Consider the following 20,415-nt stretch of genomic DNA (forward strand, 5'->3'; position numbering starts at 1 on the left):
GAGACTGCATTTCCAGCACGAGATCACTGGATTTACCCGTGATCTCGTGACCGAAATGCAGTCTCGCGGTCTAGGTAGGGGTACGAGGGCGGGTTACGAGGCCGAGGCGCGGCGGGATGCGGCGCGCACCGGGATGAGCATCGCGAGGCCGATGGCCAGCACCAGCACGATGCCGAGGATGCCCCAGTACTGCTCCCCGCCGATGACCACGAACAGCCCGAACGCGCTGGGCGCCAGGAACACCGCGGCGCGGCCGGTGGTGGCGTAGAGGCCGAAGACCTCGCCCTCGCGACCGGGCGGGATGAGTCGGGCCAGGAACGTGCGGGATGCGGACTGCGCCGGCCCGACGAACAGACACAGGATCAGTCCGAACACCCAGAACATGCTCGCGCCGCCGGCGTGGAAGATGAAGATGCACGAGCCGCTGAGGATGAGTCCGATCAGGCCACGAGGATGAGCGGTTTCGGGCCGAAGCGGTCATCGAGAGGGCCCGAGACGATGGTCGCGAGCCCGGCGACCACGTTCGCCGCGATGGCGAAGATGATGACCTCGCCCGGGCTGAAGCCGAAGGTGCCCGCCGCCAGCACGCCGCCGTAGGTGAACACGCCCGTGAGGCCGTCTCGGAACACGGCGCTGGAGAACAGAAAATAGACCGTGTGGCGGCTCTCGCGCCACAGCTTCGCGATGTTGCGGAACAGCAGCGCGTACGACGCGAAGAAGCCCACCCGCTCGGCCTCGATCGGGCGCAGGAGCGTGTTCTCGGGCACGGCGATCAGCACGGGGATCGCGGACAGACCGAACCAGAGCGCCGCGACGATCATCGACACGCGCACGGCCCAGCCGTTCTCGCTCGTCACGCCGAACAGCCCGACCTCGGGGTTGATGAAGCCGAAGTAGACGATGAGCAGCAGCACGATGCCGCCCAGGTAGCCCATGCCCCAGCCGAAGCCCGACACCTTGCCGACGGTCTTCGGTGTCGACACCTGCGCGAGCATCGCGTTGTAGTTCACGGATGCGAGCTCGAAGAACACCGTGCCGACCGCGAGCAGCACGAGGCCCAGCCACAGATAGGCGGGGTCGGGGGCGACGAGCGACATGAGGGCGAGCATCAGCACGACCACCGCCGTGTTGATGGCCAGCCAGCGCTTGCGGTGCGCCGACACGTCCGAGCGCTGCCCGGTGACCGGGGCCGTGAGCAGGACGATGACGCCGGCCGCGGCGAGGGCGAACGACATGGCCGCCGATGTCTCGGCCGTGCTCCCGAACGAGCTGCTGGTCAGGTACACCGTGAACACGAAGGTGGTCGCCACGGCGTTGAAGGCCGCGGATCCCCAGTCCCACAGCCCCCACGCGATGACGGGCCCGCGGCGGGTGCGTACGGGAGTGGCGGGGGCGGCGGCGAAGGCCGCCTGAGCTTCCGCGGGGGCCGGCGCAGGCTTGTCGGACATATCGGGCACGGTACGACCTCTCGGTGAACAGCCGGTGCCGCGGATGCGCCGGCCCGCGTCGTCGCGGTGCGCTCAGCGTAACCGCTGGCACCCGCATCCCCGAGGAACAAAGTTGAGCGCATTCATATCAAGTTCACTTGACGCTCAGGATCGATGTGTCTATCCTTGAGTCATCGCGGCTCAACCTGAGTCGGCGAGCAGATTTCACACACATCGGGCCGTCGCATCCGCGAAGGCCCTTGCAAAGGGAGAGGGAAACACATGCCCCGTGCAGTAGGTATCGACCTCGGTACGACGAACTCCGTCGTCAGCGTCCTCGAGGGCGGCGAGCCGAAGGTCATCGCGAACGCGGAAGGCTTCCGCACCACCCCGTCCGTCGTCGCCTTCACCAAGGACGGCGAGGTCCTCGTCGGCGAGACCGCCAAGCGTCAGGCCGTCACGAACGTCGACCGCACGCTCACCTCGGTCAAGCGCCACATGGGCACCGACTGGAAGACGCAGGCGATCGACGGCAAGCAGTACACGCCGCAGGAGATCTCGGCCCGCATCCTTCAGAAGCTCAAGCGCGACGCCGAGCAGTACCTCGGTGACAGCGTCACGGATGCGGTCATCACCGTCCCCGCGTACTTCAACGACGCCGAGCGCCAGGCCACGAAGGAGGCCGGCGAGATCGCGGGTCTGAACGTCCTGCGCATCATCAACGAGCCCACCGCGGCGGCCCTGGCCTACGGCCTCGACCGCGGCAAGGAGGACGAGCTCATCCTCGTCTTCGACCTCGGTGGCGGAACGTTCGACGTGTCCCTGCTCGAGGTGGGCAAGGACGACGACTTCTCGACCATCCAGGTGCGCTCCACCGCCGGTGACAACCGCCTCGGTGGTGACGACTGGGACCAGCGCGTCGTCGACTACCTCATCAAGCAGTTCAAGGACACGACCGGCGTCGACGTCTCCGGCGACAAGATCGCGCTGCAGCGCCTCAAGGAGGCCGCCGAGCAGGCGAAGAAGGAGCTGTCGAGCTCGACCTCGACCTCGATCAACCTCCCGTACCTGTCGCTGACCGACTCGGGCCCCGTCTCGCTGAGCGAGACCCTCTCTCGCGCCAAGTTCGAGGACCTCACCAAGGATCTCCTCGACCGCACGAAGAAGCCCTTCGACGACGTCATCCGCGAGGCCGGCATCAAGGTCGACGACATCGACCACGTCGTGCTGGTCGGCGGTTCGACCCGCATGCCCCAGGTGACCGAGCTCGTCAAGAAGCTCACCGGCGGCAAGGAGCCCAACAAGGGCGTCAACCCGGACGAGGTCGTCGCCGTCGGCGCCGCCCTGCAGGCCGGCGTGCTGAAGGGTGAGCGCAAGGACGTGCTGCTCATCGACGTCACCCCCCTGAGCCTCGGTATCGAGACCAAGGGCGGCATCATGACCAAGCTCATCGAGCGCAACACGGCCATCCCGACCAAGCGCAGCGAGACCTTCACGACCGCCGACGACAACCAGCCGTCGGTCGCCATTCAGGTCTTCCAGGGCGAGCGCGAGTTCACCCGCGACAACAAGCCGCTCGGCACGTTCGAGCTGACCGGCATCGCCCCGGCTCCCCGCGGCATCCCGCAGGTCGAGGTCACCTTCGACATCGACGCGAACGGTATCGTCCACGTCTCGGCGAAGGACAAGGGCACCGGCAAGGAGCAGTCGATGACCATCACGGGCGGCTCGTCGCTGCCCAAGGAGGACATCGAGCGCATGGTGCGCGAGGCCGAGGAGCACGCCGCCGAGGACAAAAAGCGGCGCGAGTCGGCTGAGACCCGCAACCAGGCCGAGACGCTCTCGTACTCCGTCGACAAGCTGATCTCCGAGAACGCCGACAAGCTGCCCGCCGAGGTCAAGGACTCCGTGCAGGCCGACGTCGACGCGCTGAAGGCGGCGCTCGCCGGTGAGGACGACGACGCGGTCAAGACCGCGTTCGACAAGCTGAACCAGAGCCAGAGCCAGCTGGGCGAGGCCCTCTACCAGGCCGCACAGGCCGAGGGTCAGCCCGCCGACCCGTCCGTCACCGACCCGGGCAACGGCACCACGCCGAACCCCGAGGAGGACGTCATCGACGCCGAGGTCGTCGACGACGAGGACGAGAAGAAGTAAGAGACACAACCATGACGGACAAGAACTTCGAACAGCCGGACGACGGCGACGAGGTTCGGCCCGGCGAGGAGGGGTCGGAGGCGCACGCCTCCGACCCCGCTTCGCAGGAGCCCGAACTGACGGTCGACGACATCCTGGGTGCCGAGCAGAACGCGGATGCGGCTGCGGAGGACCCCGACCTGCTGGGAGATCTCAAGCGCCTGCAGGCCGAGTACGCCAACTACCGGCGTCGCACCGAGGAGCAGCGGGAGGTGGAGATCGAGCGCGCGAAGGGCTCGGTCGCCAAGAACCTGCTGCCCGTGCTCGACGACCTCGACCGTGCTGCCAAGCACGGCGACCTCGCCGAAGGCACCCCGTTCGCGGCGATCGCCGAGAAGCTGCGCGGCGTGGCCGAGCGCATGGGCCTGGTCACCTACGGTGCGGCCGGCGAGGCGTTCGACCCGCAGCAGCACGAGGCGATCTTCCAGCAGCCGACACCCGGCCAGACCGAGGCGACGATCCTCGAGGTGGTCGAGGTCGGTTACCGACTCGGCTCCGTCGAGCTGCGCCCCGCGAAGGTCGTGGTCGCCGTGCCGGCGGACTAGGAGGAGAACGTGGCCAGTCAAGACTGGTTCGACAAGGACTTCTACGCGGTGCTCGGCGTCGCGAAGGACGTCTCCGACGCCGACCTGAAGAAGACGTACCGCAAGCTAGCCCGCCAGTACCACCCGGATTCGAACCCCGGGGATGCGGCGGCCGAGGCGCGCTTCAAGGAGATCAGCGAGGCGTACTCGGTGCTCAGCGACAAGGAGCAGCGCGAGGAGTACGACCAGATGCGCGCCATGGGCTCGGGCGCTCGCTTCACGGCGGGCGGCGCGGGTGCGGGCGGCTTCGAGGACGTCTTCTCGCGATTCGGCCAGGGTCGCGGCGGCAGCCAGTTCGACGCGGGCGGCTTCGAGGACTTCTTCACGATGTTCGACCGCGGCGGATCGAGCTCGTTCGGGTCGGGCCGCTTCGGTCAGACCTCGGGCGGCTACCGCGGCTTCGGCGGACCGACCAAGGGTGCTGACGTCACCGCGCGGACGACGCTCGACTTCGCGACGGCCGTGGGCGGCGAGACGATCACGCTCCAGGGCGAGGACGGCAAGCCGTTCAAGGTGAAGATCCCCGCCGGCGTCGCCGACGGACAGAAGATCCGACTGCGCGGTCGCGGGCGTCCCTCGCCCGACGGCGGCGAGGCCGGCGACATCGTCGTGCAGGTCTCGGTGCGGCCGCATCCCGTCTTCACGCGCGACGGACTCAACCTGCGCCTGACGGTGCCGATCACCTTCACCGAGGCCGTGCTCGGTGCGACGATCGAGGTTCCCACCCTGGGTGGCGAGCCGGTGCGCCTGCGGGTTGCTCCGGGCACGCCGTCCGGCCGTGTCCTGCGGGTCAAGGGGCGCGGCGTCCACACCCAGAAGGGCACGGGAGATCTGCTCGCCGAGGTGCAGGTGGCGGTTCCGGCCCACCTCGACGACGCAGCCAAGGAGGCGCTCGAGCGCTTCCAGGAGCTCGAGCCCAAGGAGAACCCGCGCGCCGAGCTGATGGCCAAGGCGCGCAACTGACGAATGACCCGCGGGTGCGCATCCGTGTTCGGATGCGCACCCGCGGTGACGAGATGATCGGGGCAAGGAGGTGAGCGGGATGGACGAGAACGAGATCGACGATGAGGCGCCGGTGTTCGCGATCGCGACGGCCGCGGAACTCGCCGGCATGCACCCGCAGACACTGCGTCAGTACGACCGGCTGGGGCTGGTGGTACCCGGACGCACCAAGGGCGGCTCGCGCCGATACTCGGTGCGTCACATCGAACAGCTGCGCGAGGTGTCGCGGCTGTCGGCGGACGGCATGAGCCTGCCCGCCATCGCCCGCATCATCGAGCTCGAGAACCGGGTGCGCGAGCTTCACGGCCGTGTGCGCGACCTCGAGAACGCCATGCGCGCGGAGCTCGATCGCCGACCCGGAGCGCGCGTGTTCGCCGCCGGCCCTTCGGGCTCCGTCGTCCCGCTGCGCTCGGGCACACGCGTGCGTCGCGCCACCGAGATCGTGGTCTGGAGACCCCGGCGCGAGCTGCCGCCCGCGGACTGATTCCCCCGCGCGGCGATTTGACCCGTGGACGAGCGCGATGCAACGCTGACTGTTAACCGACGACAGTGAGGTGCTCGTGTCCGATCTCCGCCCCCTCGCGATGGGTGACCAGATAGCCCATCGTCTTCGCGTCGAGATCATCAAGGGGATCATCCCCGCCGATACGCACCTCGCCGAGGACGCCCTCGCGACGCGGTTCGACGTCAGCCGCGGCCCCGTGCGCGATGCCTTGCGGCACCTGGAGGCCGAGGGCCTGGTCGAGGACCGCCGCAAACGCATCTACACGCGCGCGGTCGGCATGACCGACATCGAAGAGCTGTACATGCTGCGCGAGGTGCTGGAGTCTCTCGCCATCCGGCTCGCCATCGCCAACGCCAGCTCCAAGGACTGGGACCGCGTGCAGGCGATCGTCGACGACATGGCCGCCGCCGCCGAGAGCAATGACGGCGAGCGTTTCGCGGATGCGGACATGCAGTTCCACACGAGCTTCTACGTCAACGCGCGCAACCGTCGGCTCATGGAGGCGTGGCGCCCGTACCAGCGCATCTTCGCCATCCTCTTCGAGCTGAGCGACACGAGCGACATCGCCTCGGCAACCGCCGATCATCAGGGCTTTCTCGATGTCATCCGTACCGGAGATGCCGACGCCGCCGTGAAGCGGCTGCACCTGCATCTGACGCTGGCCAAGGGCCACGTGCGCGACGCCCTGCGCAGCCTTCCCGACGCCGCGCACTGACGGCTACGTCGTCGATATCCGCGCCGCGGGTATTTGACACGGCCCATTTGCTGTCCTATGTTGACTGTTAACAGAAAACAGATCGTTCAACGGTGACCGGTCGCTCCGCCTGGAGCAGCCCTGACCCGTTTCGAGGAGGGGCTCCCAGATGGCAGGACACGATTCGATCGCACCGGTGGGTGCAGGTCGCACCGTCATCGTCGGACCGGTCCGTTACCCGGCCCTGTGCGCCTCCGGCCGCGCGCTGCTGCTCGAGCACGGCTTCACGCTCGTCGAGAACGAGTCCACCGTGCCGTGGACGGCCGAGGAGCTGCACGCACGCATCGCGGATGCGGATGCGGCCGTCGCCGGCGTGGAGGTCTACGACGCCGCGGCACTCGATCGCGCCGACCGGCTGCAGATCATCTCCCGCCTCGGGGTGGGCCTCGACAACATCGACCTCGAGGCCGCCCGCGCCCGTGACATCCGCGTCGTGAACGTGCCCGGCGGCAACGCCGCAGCGGTCGCCGAACTGGCGATCGGCTTCATGCTCGCCCTGCTGCGCCGCATCCCCGAGCTGGATGCGGCGACGAAGAACGGTCGATGGGATCGCTACGTCGGCCGCGAGCTGGCGGGCAAGAGCATCGGTCTCATCGGCTTCGGCGCCATCGCGCAGACCGTCGCCCGCCGCCTCGCCGGCTTCGACGTCGAGATCGTAGCGTTCGACCCGTTCGCCGACCGACAGGCGGCCGAGCGTCTCGGCGTGCGCCTCGTCGACCGCGTCGCGGATGTCGTGCGCGACGTCGACATCGTCTCGGTGCACGCGCCGCACACCCCCGACACGCACCACACCGTCGATGACGAGCTGATCGCCGCGATGCGTCCCGGCACCCTGCTGATCAACACGAGCCGCGGCGGCCTGGTCGACGAGGCTGCGCTCGTGCGCGGACTCGCCTCCGGCCGCATCGGCGGGGTAGGACTGGACGTGTTCGAGGTGGAGCCCGTCGCCGCCGACAACCCGCTCTTCGCCTTCCCCAACGTCGTCGTCGCTCCCCACGCCGCCGCCGACAGCGCGGAGGCGTACGAGCGCATCGGTCTCGCCACCGCGCAGGCCATCGTCGACGTCTTCGCGGGCCGTGTGCCCGCCGCCCTCGCCTTCTGACCCGAACCCCACGCACCACCCACCTCCTGAAAGGAACAACGATGTTCACGACACGCAGACCCCGTCGGCTGGTCATCGGTATCGCCGCCGGCGCCGTCGCAGCCCTCGGCCTCACCGCCTGCGCCAGCGGCACAGGCGACGCGGGCGATTCCGCCGACGTCTCCGAGATCACCGTCGTCGCCGCCAACAGCCCCTGGGTCGAAGGTCTGAAGACCCTCGGCACCCAGTACGAGCAGGAAACCGGCGTCAAGGTCAACATCGAGGCGTACGGCAACGAGCAGCTCAACGACAACTACAAGGTCAAGCTCAACGCCCAGTCCGCCGACTTCGACGTCATGGCCTTCCAGGTGCAGGACGTCATGCGGGAGTTCTCGCGCAACGGCTGGCTCACCGACATGACCGAGCAGGTCGAAAGCGACGCCGACTGGAACTGGGAGGACTTCCAGTCCGCCGCTCGCGACGCGGTGGAGCTCGACGGTGTCGTCTACGGCGTCCCCGTCATGACCGAGCGTCAGATCGTGTACTACCGCACCGACCTGCTCGAGGCCGCCGGCATCCCCGTGCCCAAGACCCTCGACGAGCTGAAGTCGGCGGCCGCGGCCCTCAACGACCCGGACAACGGGATGTACGGAATCGCCATGCGCGGCTCTCGCGTGCCGCTGGTCACGCAGCTGTCGTCGTTCCTCTACAGCTTCGGCGGCGACTTCCAGGACGAGGACGGCAACGCGAGCGTCGACACCCCGGAGGCGAAGAAGGCCTACGAGTTCTACGGCGACCTGCTGCGCCAGTCGGGCCCTCCCGGAGCCACCAACATGGGCTGGGTCGAGGCGTCCGCGCTGTTCGCACAGGGCAAGGCGGCGTTCTACATCGACGCCGACAGCCAGGCGTACACCTTCCTGGATGCGGACAACAGTGCCGTCGTCGACACGGTCGGCTTCGCTCAGTTCCCCGAGGGACCGGCCGGTTCGAAGTTCTACAACATCGTCCCGCAGACCGTCGGCATCAACGCCTTCTCCAAGAAGAAGGAAGCCGCGTGGGAGTTCATCAAGTGGGTGACCAACGAGGAGAACACCAAGTGGCTGCTGGCGAACGAGACGGTTCCCGGCGCGCGTGAGTCCGCCTGGAACGACGCCGAGGCCACCGCATCCTTCCCCGCGGGTCTCGTCGAGATCATCCAGAACGTGGGCGACCACGGCGTCGGTCACGACCGGCCCCAGCTCGAGCAGGTCGCCGCGGCCAGAGAGATCGTCGGCGGTCCCGCCATCACCGCGATCGAGGGAGGCGACGTCGCAGACGCCGCCAAGACCGCGAACACGCAGTTCCAGGAACTGCTCGACTCCGAGAAGTGATCTCCCGGTCCCGGGCGGCGCTCGCCGCCCGGGACCACCCGGACCAAGGAGGCTCCGTGTCCTCGCTCACCGCGCGCAGGTCGACGTTCGGCAACCGCGCTCTCAACTGGATCGACGCTCGTCTGAAGTGGATCCTGATCGTCCCGTCGGTGCTGTTCATCGCGCTGCTGATCGCCTTCCCGATCGGTTACACGGTCTTCCTCTCCCTCACCGACTCGGCGGGCGCCGTCACCCGGCCCTTCTCGTTCGTCGGCCTCGACAACTACGTCACCTGGCTCAGCGACACCGACCGGTTCTGGCCGGCGGTAGGCCGCACCGCCTACTTCACGATCCTGGCGCTGGGCATCGAGCTCATCCTGGGCCTGGCGATCGCCCTCCTGCTGCGCAAGACCTTCCGCGGTCAGGGCCTGGTGCGCGTGTTCATCCTGCTGCCGCTGGTTGCCACACCCGTCGCCGTCGGCATGATGTGGCTGCTGATCTTCGAGCCGTCCATCGGCTTCGCCAACAGCGTCATGCAGTTCCTCGGTCTTCCGCGTCAAGGCTGGCTGAGCGATCCCTCCACCGCGTTGAACACCCTCGTCTTCATCGACGTCTGGCAGTGGACGCCGATGGTCATCCTGATCCTCCTCGCCGGCCTGTCGACCCTCCCGGAGGAGCCCGACGAGGCGGCTCGGGTGGACGGCGCCAACGCGTGGCAGCGCTTCCGTCACATCACCCTGCCGCTGCTCGCCCCCGTGATCGGCGCGGCCGCCATCCTCCGCTCCATCGACGCGATGAAGACCTTCGACATCATCTACGCCACCAAGGGCATCGGAGGCGGTTCGAGCCACGAGGCCGAGACGCTCAACATCCTCGCCTACGGCCAGGCGTTCCAGTTCTCGCAGTACGGCAAGGCGTCGGCGCTGCTGATCCTCTTCTTCCTGCTGATCGTCGTGGTGCTGCTGGCCCTCGCGATCCTTCGCAAGAAAGGAACCCGGGTATGAGTGAGACCCGCGCCCTCGTCCAGCCCGTCGGCCGTCGCGGTCGTCGCGCTGCCGCCCCGAAGCGTCGTCCCCGCCGCCCGATCGACATCGCCGGCCAGACCGCGCGCGTCCTCGGAATCGTCCTCGTCGTGCTCGCCTTCCTCGTGCCGCTCGTGTGGATGCTGCTCGCGAGCTTCAAGCGCAACCTCGACGTCGTCAATCCGGACAAGATGTTCGCGTTCGAGCCGACGCTCAAGAACTACGAGACCGTCTTCACGGTGCAGAACTTCCTGCCGGTCATCGGCAACAGCCTGCTCGTCGGTGTCGGAGCCACCCTGCTCGCGCTCGTGATCGGCGTGCCTGCGGCCTACGGCATCGCCCGGTACAAGGTGCGCAGCACGACCGGCTTCCTGCTGATGGCTCGTGTGATCCCCGGCGTCAGCCTGCTGATCCCCTGGTACTTCCTCTTTTCACAGGTGCAGCTCGTCGGCAGCTACACGGTGCTGATCCTCACGCACCTGTTCGTGACGATGCCGCTCGTGGTGGCGATCATGTCGAGTTTCTTCGACGGCATCCCGACGGAGCTCGAGGAAGCGGCGCAGATCGACGGCTCGAGCAAGATCGGCGCCTTCGTGCGCGTCGTGCTCCCCCTGTCGCTGCCCGGCATCGCGACCGCGTCGATCCTGTCGTTCATCTTCAGTTGGAACAACTTCCTGTTCGCTCTGGTGCTGTCCAGCCAGTCCACCCGCACGCTGCCGGTCGCCATCGTGAACTTCACGAGCTACGCATCCGTGGACTGGGGCGGGCTGATGGCTGCCGCGGTGGTCATCACGGTGCCCGTCATGATCGTGGCGCTGTTCGCGCAGCGCTACGTCGTCAGCGGCCTGACCGCCGGCGCGACCAAGGGCTGACATGGGCGAGGCAACACGCACCGCCTGGGTCGTCGGCGGCGGAACCGGAATCGGTCGCGCCGCGGCCCAGGCGCTCGCCGGCGACGGTTTCCACGTCGTCGTGTCGGGCCGCCGGGCGGCGGAGCTGGACGCGACCCTCGACGGGGTCCACCAGAGCGGCGGCGCCGCATCCGCGCTCGTGCTGGACGTCACCGACGACGCTGCGGTCCAGGATGCGGCCGAACGTCTCACCGAGACCCACGGTCATATCGACGCCCTCGTCTACTGCGCGGGCACGAACGTCGCCCGACGGTTCTGGGACCAGGTCTCGGCAACCGACATCGCGCACGTCATGGACGTGAACCTCCAGGGGGCGGTGCGCACGGTCCACGCGGTGCTGCCCGGGATGCGCGCGGCCGGTGCGGGACTCGTCGTGCTGGTCTCCTCGTGGGCCGCCTGGCGCCACTCGCCGGGCGCGGGCGCCGCCTACGCCATGAGCAAGACCTCGCTCGGGGTGATGGCCGAGACGCTCAACGCCCAAGAGAGGCTGCACGGCGTCCGCGCCACGCACCTGTGCCCCGGCGAGGTGGCCACCGACATCCTCGACACCCGGCCGAATCCGCCCTCCGCCGAGGCGCGGGCGCTCATGCTCGCGCCCGACGACGTGGGCGAAGCCGTCGCCTGGATCGCCCGCCAGCCGACGCGCGTGTGCGTGAACGAGCTGGTCCTGACCCCCACCGCCAACACCTCCTACGCGTGAGCGGCTCGCTCCGCATCCTCTCGAAAGGCATCGACATGACCCGTCGCGACATCGTGACCGCCATCCCCACCAGCTTCCACGCCGACGGCTCGCTGGATCTCGACGGCAGCCGCGCGATCTTCCGGTACGTCGGCGAGTCCGGAAACGAGGGCGCCTTCGTCCTCGGCACCACGGGCGAGTTCCCCGCGGTCGACGACGACGAGTTCGCCCAGCTCATCCGCGCCGCGGCCGAGGAGCTCGCGGGTCGCATGCGCGTCATCGCCCATGTCGGGCAGCCGAGCGCCTACGAAGCCGTGCGCCGCGTGAAGATCGCGAAGGATGCCGGCGTCACCGAGTTCGCCGCCCTCACTCCCTACTACCTGCCCGCCGCCGAGTCGGCCGTGTACGACTACTTCGCCCAGGTCGCGGAGGCGGTCTGCGACGGCGCCCTCTACGTCTACATCTATCCGCGACGCAGCGGCATCACCGTGAGCCCCAGCTGCTGGCGCGCCTCGCTCAGCTCGGTCCGGTGGTGGGGGCCAAGGTCAGCGAGCTCAGCCTCGACGAGCTCGCCGCCTACCGTGCGGTCGTCCCGGACGACTTCATCCTCTACACCGGTGCCGACAAGGACCTCGTCGCGGCCGGCGAGGTCGGCGCGCAGGGCGTCGTGTCCGGCGTCTCCTCGGTGCTCCCCAAGCCGTTCCGTGCGCTCGCCGCCGCGGCGGACACCGGCGACGCGCAGACGATCGCCGACGCCCAGGCGGCGGTCGACGACATCGTGTCGGTCATCGGCGGGGACATGGCTCGGATGAAGGCCGCGTACCGGGTGATGGGCATCGCCGACGGCACCTGCCGCATGGCTCTCGTGCAGCCCGACGAGGCGGCGCTCGCCGAGATCGAGCGCGTCATCGCGACGTACCGCTGAGTCTGCCGTGGCATCGTCGGTCGCCGTGCTCGGCAGCGCCAACATGGACCTCGTCGTCCGCGTCGCCTCCGCGGTGCGCCCGGGGGAGACCGTCAGCGGGTCGTCGTTCGCGACAGGACCGGGCGGCAAGGGGCTGAACCAGGCCGTCGCCGCCGCGCGTGCCGGGGCCGACGTCCGCTTCCTCGGCGCAGTCGGCGCGGATGAGTTCGGGGGGCGCCTGCGCGGCTTCCTCCTCGCCGAGGGGATCGACGCATCCGGACTCGTGCCGAGCGCGGAGCCCACCGGGATCGCCGCCATCACGGTCACCGACGACGGCGAGAACGCGATCGTCGTCGTCGCGGGGGCGAACGGGGGCGACCGACTGTCCGACTCGGACCGGGCCGCGATCGCCGGCGCCGGCTACCTCGTCGTCCAACTGGAGCGGCCGGTCGTGCTGGTGCTGGAGGCCATGCGGTGGGCTCGAGGACACGGCGTGACGACGGTACTGACACCGGCGCCCGTGCCCGAGTCGCACATCGACGAGCTGGTCTCGCTGAGCGACATCCTTCTGGTCAACGAGCACGAGGCCGCCGCGCTGAGCGGCGACGCGGATGCGGCGGGCGCGGCCCGCGTGCTCAGCCGTGCCGCCGGCACGGTCGTCGTCACTCTCGGCGCCGCGGGCGCGCTCGTCGCACGCGACGGCGAGGTCGCGGCCGCCGTCGCCGCGCGCCCCGTCGCCGCGGTCGACACCACCGGGGCGGGCGACACCTTCGCCGGCGTCCTGATCGCCTGGCTGGCGGCCGGCGCCGCGTTCCACTCCTCGCTCGAGGCCGCATCCGCTGCGGCCGCTCTCACCGTCACCCGTCCGGGGGCTGCGGCGTCGATGCCGCGGCGCGCCGACATCCTCACTGCTCTGCAAGGAGAACGATCATGACCTACACCCTTCCCGCCGCACCGGCCGCTCTCGTGGCGCCGCCGCACACCGCGTACCTGATCGCATCGGGCGACCTGCGCGAGTCGGCGAACACCGCCGGCTGGCCTGCGCAGGTCGAGCTCGAGGCGGCCGTGACGCGCGTGCTCGGCGACCTCGGCTGGAGCGTGATCAGGGCCAACGACGTCGACCCCGCGACCGGCCACGGCTTCATCTCGAGCCAGCGCATGGGCATGGAGGTGTTCAAGAAGATCCCGGCCGAGGCGCCGCTCATCGTCGCCGAGGCGGTGTGGCAGTACTCCCACCACGTGCTCGCGGGGCTGCGCACCCACCGCGGCCCGATCCTCACGGTCGCGAACTTCGCCGGCGAGTGGCCGGGTCTCGTGGGTCTGCTGGGGCTGAACGCGGGCCTGACGAAGATGGGCACGCCCTACGCCACGATCTGGTCGGTCGACTTCGCAGACGACTGGTTCCGCGAGGGGCTTCTCGAGTGGACGCGCACCGGCCGCATCACACACGACACCTCCCACGTGCGGCCGCTGCCCGCGCTGCCGGAGAGCCCGGAGCGAGAACTGGGCGAGGCGATCGGCCGGCAGCTGCGCGAGGAGAAGGCCATCATCGGCGTCTTCGACGAGGGGTGCATGGGGATGTACAACGCGATCTTCGACGACGAACTGCTGAACCCGACCGGCATCTATAAGGAGCGCCTCTCGCAGTCCGCGCTCTACGCCGAGATGCTGGCGGTCACGGACGCGGACGCCGACGCGGCGTTCGACTGGCTGATCGAGCGGGGGATGACGTTCCGCTTCGGCGAGGACCCCGCTACCGAGCTCACCCGCGAGCAGGTGCAGTGGCAGCTGAAGATGTACATCGCCGCCGTGCGCATCGCGGACGACTTCGGTCTGGATGCGGTCGGCATCCAGTACCAGCAGGGACTGAAGGACCTCGTGCCCGCATCCGATCTCGCCGAGGGCATCCTGAACACGACCGAGCGGCCGCCCGTCTTCTCGCGCGACGGCCGCCGCGAACTGCACGCGGGCCGGGCGCTGCCGCACTTCAACGAGGCCGACGAGGGCGTCGCGGTCGACGCGCTCGTGACCGACCGCGTGTGGCGCGCGATGGGGCTCGTGCCCGACAACACGCTGCACGACGTGCGGTGGGGTGAGGAGTTCGACGGCGAGTTCGTGTGGGTCTACGAGATCTCGGGCTCCGTGCCCGCATCCCATCTCGGCGGCTGGGACAAGGCCGAGGGCTGGCGTCAGGGACACGTCTTCTTCCCCGCGGGCGGCGCGACGATCAACGGCGTGAGCAAGCCGGGCGAGCTCGTCGTCTCGCGCGTGTTCATCGCCGAGGGCGTGCTGCAAGCCGACATCTTCCGGGCGAGCGCGGTCCAGCTGCCCGAGGAGGAGACCCGCCGGCGCAAGGAAGCGACGAACCCGGAGTGGCCCATCGCCCACGTCGTGCTGCACGGTATCGGCCGCGATCAGTTCATGGCCCGGCACAAGGCGAACCACGCGCAGGTCGTCTACGCGCCGGACGCCGAGACGGCCGACCGTGCGCTCATCGCGAAGGCCGCGGCCTTCGACGCCATGGGCATCCGGGTCAACCTGGTCGGCGACGTCACGGTGTGAGGGGACGCGTGCGCTCTAGAGTGCAGGTGTGCACGGGGATGGGCGGCAGAAGCGCGCGGGGGTGAACCCGCGCGGTGAGACCGCGGCCACCGCCAGGTGGGATCGCGTCACTTACTGGCCACTGACGATCGCAGCCCTCGTGCTCATCGTCACCCAGACGGTGCACGTGATCGCCCAGGTGTCGGGCGTCGCCGAGGTCATCACCTCGTCGATCATGGCGATCATCTGGGTGATGTTCATCGGCGACTACCTCGTGCGCCTCGCCATGGCGCGGCCGAAGGCTCGGTGGTTCCGCACGCACCTGTTCGATCTCGCCATGGCGCTGCTGCCGATCCTGCGACCGATACGTCTGCTCGGCGCTCTGACGCGCATCTCCTCCTTCACCCGCACCGCGGCCAGTTCTCTGCGGGCCAGGATGCTCGTGTACGGCATCGCCGCGGCGCTGCTGCTGATCTGGACAGCGGCGCTCGCCGTGCTCGAGGTCGAGCGCGACGCGGCGGGCAGCAACATCCGAAGCTTCGGGGATGCGGTGTGGTGGGCGTTCTGCACGGTGACAACCGTCGGATACGGCGACTTCACCCCCGTCACGGTGCCGGGACGCATCGTCGCGGTCGCGCTCATGGTGGGCGGTGTCGTGCTCGTCGGACTCATCGTGGCGACCTTCTCGTCGTGGGTCATGGAGCGCGTCACCCGGGGTCACCAGGAGCAGCTGCCCGCCACCCGCGCCGACGTGGCGCGGCTGGAGCAGGAGCTCGCCGCGGCCCGTGAGGCGCTCGCCGCAGCGGAGAAGTCCACGCCCTGAGCGAAATCCTCCCGCCGGTGGATGCGGGGTGTCGGAGGACGGGCCTAACCTGTGCACGGCGTGTGAACCGCGCCCCGCCTGGGGAGGCACCGTGCTCGTAAAACTCCTGCTGCGTTATCTCGCGCCCTACCGCTGGTGGCTGCTGGGTCTGCTCATCTTCCAGTTCGCCTCCGCCATGGCGTCGCTCTACCTGCCGCGTCTGAACGCCGACATCATCGACAACGGCGTGGCCCGCGGCGACACCGGCTACATCTGGTCGACCGGCACGCTCATGCTGGTGATCTCGCTCGGGCAGATCACCGCATCCGTCATCGCCACCTTCTTCGCCGCCCGTGCCGCGATGTCGGCGGGCCGCGACATCCGTCGTGACGTGTTCCAGAAGGTCAGCGGCTTCTCGGAGCGCGAGGTGTCGCAGTTCGGCCCGGGCTCGCTCATCACCCGCAACACGAACGACGTCCAGCAGGTGCAGATGCTCGCGATGATGGGCTCCACCATGCTCGTCACCGCACCTCTGCTGGCCATCGGCGGCATCGTCATGGCGGTGCAGCAGGATGTGGGGCTGAGCTGGCTGATCGCCGTGGCGGTGCCCGCGCTGCTGCTCGTGGCGGGTCTCATCATCGCGCGGATGGTGCCGCTGTTCCGGCAGTTCCAGAAGAAGCTGGATGCCGTCAACCGCGTCATGCGCGAGCAGCTGACCGGCGTGCGCGTCGTGCGCGCATTCGTGCGCGAGTCGATCGAGGCCGAGCGCTTCCGCCTCGCGAACACCGACATCATGGTCATCGGGCGCAAGGTGGGGTCGCTCTTCGTCCTCCTGTTCCCTCTCGCGATGCTCGTGCTCAACGTCACGGTCGTCGGAGTGATCTGGTTCGGCGGCCGTCAGATCGACGCCGGGGGTGTCGAGGTCGGAACGCTCTTCGCCTTCATGCAGTACGTCGGGCAGATCCTCATGGGCGTGCTCATGGCGAGCTTCATGACGATCATGATCCCGCGCGCCGCCGTGTCGGCCGAGCGCATCGGCGAGGTGCTCGACGCCGAGGGCGGCCTCGCCCGACCGGCGCAGCCCGTCACGGTCTTCCCCGCACCCGGCGCTCTCGAGCTCGACGACGTGTCGTTCAGCTATCCCGGTGCGAACGCCCCCGTGCTGCAGGGCATCTCCTTCCACGCGCAGCGGGGTGAGACCGTCGCGATCGTCGGTTCGACCGGCTCCGGCAAGTCCACCCTCGTCTCACTCATCCCGCGGCTGTTCGACGTCACCGGCGGTGCCGTGCGGGTGGCCGGCGTCGATGTGCGCGAGGCGGATCTCGACGTGCTGTGGAAGGGCATCGGCCTCGTGCCGCAGCGTCCGTTCCTGTTCACCGGAACCGTCGCCTCCAACCTTCGCTTCGGCCGTGAGGATGCGAGCGATGACGAGCTGTGGGAGGCGCTCGAGATCGCCCAGGCGAAGGACTTCGTGTCCGAGATGTCCGGCGGACTCGAGGCGACCATCGCGCAGGGCGGCACGAACGTGTCGGGAGGGCAGCGTCAGCGCCTCGCGATCGCGCGCGCGATCGTGCACCGCCCCGATGTGTTCGTGTTCGACGACTCCTTCTCGGCGCTCGACCTGCGCACCGACGCGAGGCTCCGCCAAGCGCTCTGGGAACGGTTGCCGGAGGTGACCAAGATCGTCGTCGCGCAGCGGATCTCGACCGTCACCGGCGCCGACCGCATCGTCGTGCTCGACGGCGGTCGCATGGTGGGTGTGGGCACGCACGAGGAGCTGCTCGCCGACAACGACACGTATCGAGAGATCGTCGAATCGCAGCTGGGGGTGGACGCATGAGCACGCCCGACGCGCTGACCGAAGAAGAGCGCCTCGAACTGGAGCTCGCCGAACAGGCGCGCCAGAGCTCCGGCAGCTGGGACTCCGTCGCACCCGGCAAGGCCGCGAACTTCGGCAAGTCCTTCCTGCGGCTCATCGGGCTGCTGAAGCCCCACGCCCTCGCCTTCACCCTGGTCTCCCTGGCGGGTGCCGCCGGCGTCGTGCTGGCCGTGATCGCCCCCCGCGTCCTCGGCGACGCGACCAACGTCATCTTCGAGGGCGTCGTCTCCGCGGGCCTCGGTGGACAGTTCCCGGCCGGCACCTCGCAGGCCGACGTGGTCGCCGCCCTGCAGGCGGGGGGCAAGGAGACATCGCCAACATCGTCGGCGCGATGCCGAACTTCGCGGTCGGCGCGGGCATCGACTTCGAGCGACTGCGGGTGGTCACCATGGCCGCCCTGGCGATCTACATCGCCTCCGCGGTGCTCACGTGGTTCCAGGGCTACGTCATCAACGTGATCATGGTGCGCACGATGTGGCGCCTGCGCGAGTCCGTCGAGGCGAAGATCAACCGTCTGCCGCTGTCGTACTTCGACCGGGTGCAGCGCGGTGAGCTCATCTCCCGCGTCACGAACGACATCGACAACATCACGCAGACGATGCAGCAGTCCCTGTCCACCGTGGTGACGTCGGTGCTGACGGTCGTCGGCGTGCTCGTGATGATGTTCTCCATCTCGTGGCAGCTCGCCCTCGTCGCCCTCGTGTCGCTGCCGCTCATGGCGGTGATCTTCGGCGTCATCGGCCCGCAGTCGCAGAAGTCCTTCGCGCTGCAGTGGCGCAAGGTGGGGCGGCTCAACGCGCGCGTCGAGGAGTCCTTCTCGGGCCACGCGCTCGTCAAGGTCTACGGACGCGAGGCGGATGCGCGCGAGAAGTTCCAGGCCGAGAACGAGGAGCTGTACCGGGCGAGCTTCCGGGCCCAGTTCCTCTCGGGCATCATCATGCCGGGCATGATGTTCGTCGGAAACCTCACCTACGTGGGCATCGCCGTGCTCGGCGCGTTGATGGTGGCATCGGGGCAGCTGCGTCTGGGAGACGTGCAGGCCTTCATCCAGTACTCGCAGCAGTTCACGCAGCCGCTGTCGGAGCTGGGCGGGATGGCGGCCGTCATCCAGTCGGGCACCGCATCCGCGGAGCGGGTGTTCGACCTGCTCGACGCCGAGGAGCAGGAGCCCGACGCCGACGACGCTCCCGCGCCTGCGGGCGGCCGGGGCGTCATCGAGTTCCAGAACGTCGCGTTCTCCTACTCGCCCGACAAGCCGCTCATCTCTGACCTGTCGTTCCGGGTGGAGCCGGGGCAGACGGTGGCGATCGTCGGACCCACCGGTGCCGGCAAGACCACGCTGGTCAACCTGATCATGCGCTTCTACGAGCTCGACGGCGGCCGCATCCTGCTCGACGGGCAGGACATCGCCGAACTCACCCGCGACGACGTCCGCTCACGCACCGGCATGGTGCTGCAGGACCCGTGGCTGTTCGCGGGGTCCATCCGCGAGAACATCCGCTACGGCCGCGCCGACGCCACCGACGAAGAGGTGATCGAAGCCGCCGTCGCGACGCGCGTCGATCCGTTCGTGCAGACGCTCCCGGACGGCTACGACACGGTCCTCGACGAGGATGCCGCGAACGTGTCTGCGGGCGAGAAGCAGCTCATCACGATCGCGCGCGCGTTCGTCGCGCGACCCGAGGTGCTCATCCTCGACGAGGCCACCAGCTCGGTCGACACCCGCACCGAGCTGCTGCTGCAGCACGCGATGGCGGCGCTGCGAGAGGGACGCACCTCGTTCGTGATCGCACACCGGCTCTCGACGATCCGCGACGCGGATCTCATCCTCGTGATGGAGCACGGCGACATCGTCGAACAGGGCACGCACGAGCAGCTCATCGCCGCTGAGGGCGCCTACTGGCGTCTGTACCGCTCGCAGTTCGAGCAGGCGGCCGCCGAGCTGGTCGAGGAGCCGTCGGAGGCGACGGCAGATGCGGCGGCGGAGTCCGTGCACCCGGAGGACGTCCCCTCGGCGCCCGTTTCGCCGACGGCGCCGCCCGCCCCGGGCGTTCCCTCGAGCTGAGCCCGGCTGGCCGGTCCGTCGAGACCGGGCGGTCAGGCCGGGTCGATACGGAGGATGTCGGGCGACTCGCCGATCGGGAGGTCGTCGACCGCTCGCAGCGTGCGGGCGAGGGCGTCCACCGCCGGGACGGCGGTCTTCACCCGCTCCCGGTCGCCGAAGACGGCGGTCAGCGTGACCAGGTGCGTGCCGATGTCCCACGTGTAGGTCGCGAACGGCGGCGCCTTGGGGTTCGACGGAAGGTCCATCAGCAGACGTTCGCCGGTGCCGAGGTGCGGATTGCGGAAGTCCTCGGTGTCGTCGTACTCCATAGGCATCATGGCGCGCGCCGTCCGCAATTGCGGGGTGGCCTCCTGCACCTGCGCGAGCACGACGACGAGCTCCGGGTCGGCGCGCCACATCCACGCCAGGACGCGTCCGGCGGCCCGTCGCATGAGCAACGGCGTCGCCTGGCTCATGAGCCAGGCAGCGAAGCCGCCGCCCGTGCGCTGCTCGGCCCCCGCGGTGAGCGAGCCCTGTGCCATCAGCATCCGCAGCGCCTTCTTGCGGTGACGACGGCCCCGCAGCCCCAACGACTCGGTGACGGGAACCCACAGGGTCTCATCGGCGTCGGCCTGCAATCGCATCATGACAACCAGAGTAGGCGGGGTGCCTCGGTGGTGCTCGGGAGGGCTCCGGTAGACTCGGGATGCCTGCGCACCCCGCAAAACGATCCCCCCA

At 69.0% G+C, this 20,415-nt stretch carries 17 protein-coding genes and 2 pseudogenes; 16 read left to right on the forward strand and 3 right to left on the reverse strand.

Annotated features, from left to right (window positions below):
* Positions 1-93 precede the first annotated feature (93 nt).
* Both AC1VNH_RS11485 and AC1VNH_RS11490 read right to left on the reverse strand, forming a co-directional pair.
* Positions 94-375 carry an MFS transporter gene (locus tag AC1VNH_RS11485; RefSeq protein ID WP_483111497.1) on the reverse strand — a complete coding sequence of 94 codons (282 nt, stop codon included), beginning with the start codon at positions 373-375 and terminating at the stop codon, positions 94-96.
* A gap of 65 nt (positions 376-440) precedes the next feature.
* The gene (locus AC1VNH_RS11490; protein ID WP_483111499.1) at positions 441-1,448 is read right to left on the reverse strand and encodes an MFS transporter; all 1,008 of its coding nucleotides are present in this window, start codon (positions 1,446-1,448) and stop codon (positions 441-443) included.
* A 261-nt stretch (positions 1,449-1,709) separates the two neighbouring features.
* Here AC1VNH_RS11490 and dnaK point away from each other — a divergent pair, with 261 nt between their 5' ends.
* The 16 genes and pseudogenes from dnaK (at position 1,710) to AC1VNH_RS11570 (ending at position 19,698) form a co-directional block, all read left to right on the forward strand.
* Complete coding sequence (gene dnaK / locus AC1VNH_RS11495; protein ID WP_483111500.1) at positions 1,710-3,581, forward strand: molecular chaperone DnaK; 1,872 nt, start codon at positions 1,710-1,712, stop codon at positions 3,579-3,581.
* Positions 3,582-3,592: 11 nt separating this feature from the next.
* On the forward strand, positions 3,593-4,165 hold the full coding sequence (locus AC1VNH_RS11500) for a nucleotide exchange factor GrpE (protein WP_137418619.1): 573 nt from the start codon (positions 3,593-3,595) through the stop codon (positions 4,163-4,165).
* A gap of 9 nt (positions 4,166-4,174) precedes the next feature.
* The gene (locus AC1VNH_RS11505; protein WP_483111502.1) at positions 4,175-5,167 is read left to right on the forward strand and encodes a DnaJ C-terminal domain-containing protein; all 993 of its coding nucleotides are present in this window, start codon (positions 4,175-4,177) and stop codon (positions 5,165-5,167) included.
* 79 nt (positions 5,168-5,246) lie between these two features.
* Entirely contained in the window at positions 5,247-5,690 is a 444-nt protein-coding gene (locus tag AC1VNH_RS11510; RefSeq protein WP_243226395.1) for a heat shock protein transcriptional repressor HspR, read from the forward strand.
* A gap of 76 nt (positions 5,691-5,766) precedes the next feature.
* Entirely contained in the window at positions 5,767-6,426 is a 660-nt protein-coding gene (locus tag AC1VNH_RS11515; RefSeq protein WP_137418626.1) for a GntR family transcriptional regulator, read from the forward strand.
* A 148-nt stretch (positions 6,427-6,574) separates the two neighbouring features.
* On the forward strand, positions 6,575-7,567 hold the full coding sequence (locus AC1VNH_RS11520) for a phosphoglycerate dehydrogenase (protein WP_483111504.1): 993 nt from the start codon (positions 6,575-6,577) through the stop codon (positions 7,565-7,567).
* 41 nt (positions 7,568-7,608) lie between these two features.
* A complete protein-coding gene (locus AC1VNH_RS11525) occupies positions 7,609-8,916 on the forward strand; it encodes an ABC transporter substrate-binding protein (RefSeq protein ID WP_483111506.1) in 1,308 nt (435 codons plus the stop codon).
* A gap of 56 nt (positions 8,917-8,972) precedes the next feature.
* A complete protein-coding gene (locus AC1VNH_RS11530; protein WP_234073980.1) occupies positions 8,973-9,899 on the forward strand; it encodes a carbohydrate ABC transporter permease in 927 nt (308 codons plus the stop codon).
* The gene (locus AC1VNH_RS11535; RefSeq protein WP_483111508.1) at positions 9,896-10,789 is read left to right on the forward strand and encodes a carbohydrate ABC transporter permease; all 894 of its coding nucleotides are present in this window, start codon (positions 9,896-9,898) and stop codon (positions 10,787-10,789) included. Before AC1VNH_RS11530 ends, AC1VNH_RS11535 begins: the two co-directional genes overlap by 4 nt.
* Before the next feature lies 1 nt (position 10,790).
* Positions 10,791-11,528, forward strand: a complete 738-nt coding sequence (locus tag AC1VNH_RS11540) for an SDR family oxidoreductase (protein WP_483111509.1) — start codon at positions 10,791-10,793, stop codon at positions 11,526-11,528.
* Positions 11,529-11,563: 35 nt separating this feature from the next.
* A pseudogene (locus AC1VNH_RS11545) lies at positions 11,564-12,432 on the forward strand (dihydrodipicolinate synthase family protein).
* Positions 12,433-12,439: 7 nt separating this feature from the next.
* On the forward strand, positions 12,440-13,345 hold the full coding sequence (locus AC1VNH_RS11550) for a ribokinase (protein WP_483111510.1): 906 nt from the start codon (positions 12,440-12,442) through the stop codon (positions 13,343-13,345).
* Positions 13,342-14,973 carry a fucose isomerase gene (locus tag AC1VNH_RS11555; RefSeq protein ID WP_483111511.1) on the forward strand — a complete coding sequence of 544 codons (1,632 nt, stop codon included), beginning with the start codon at positions 13,342-13,344 and terminating at the stop codon, positions 14,971-14,973. Before AC1VNH_RS11550 ends, AC1VNH_RS11555 begins: the two co-directional genes overlap by 4 nt.
* 28 nt (positions 14,974-15,001) lie before the next feature.
* On the forward strand, positions 15,002-15,775 hold the full coding sequence (locus AC1VNH_RS11560; protein ID WP_483111512.1) for a potassium channel family protein: 774 nt from the start codon (positions 15,002-15,004) through the stop codon (positions 15,773-15,775).
* A gap of 91 nt (positions 15,776-15,866) precedes the next feature.
* On the forward strand, positions 15,867-17,594 hold the full coding sequence (locus tag AC1VNH_RS11565; protein WP_483111513.1) for an ABC transporter ATP-binding protein: 1,728 nt from the start codon (positions 15,867-15,869) through the stop codon (positions 17,592-17,594).
* Positions 17,591-19,698 (forward strand): annotated as a pseudogene (locus AC1VNH_RS11570) (ABC transporter ATP-binding protein). The gene AC1VNH_RS11565 and the pseudogene AC1VNH_RS11570 overlap by 4 nt, the downstream one beginning before the upstream one ends.
* Positions 19,699-19,730: 32 nt before the next feature.
* Here the strand turns inward: AC1VNH_RS11570 and AC1VNH_RS11575 are convergent.
* Positions 19,731-20,324: a hypothetical protein gene (locus tag AC1VNH_RS11575; protein WP_483111514.1), complete on the reverse strand. Its 594-nt coding sequence runs from the start codon at positions 20,322-20,324 to the stop codon at positions 19,731-19,733.
* Positions 20,325-20,415 lie beyond the last annotated feature (91 nt).

The sequence above is a fragment of the Microbacterium sp. KU4F genome (genome assembly GCF_056868075.1).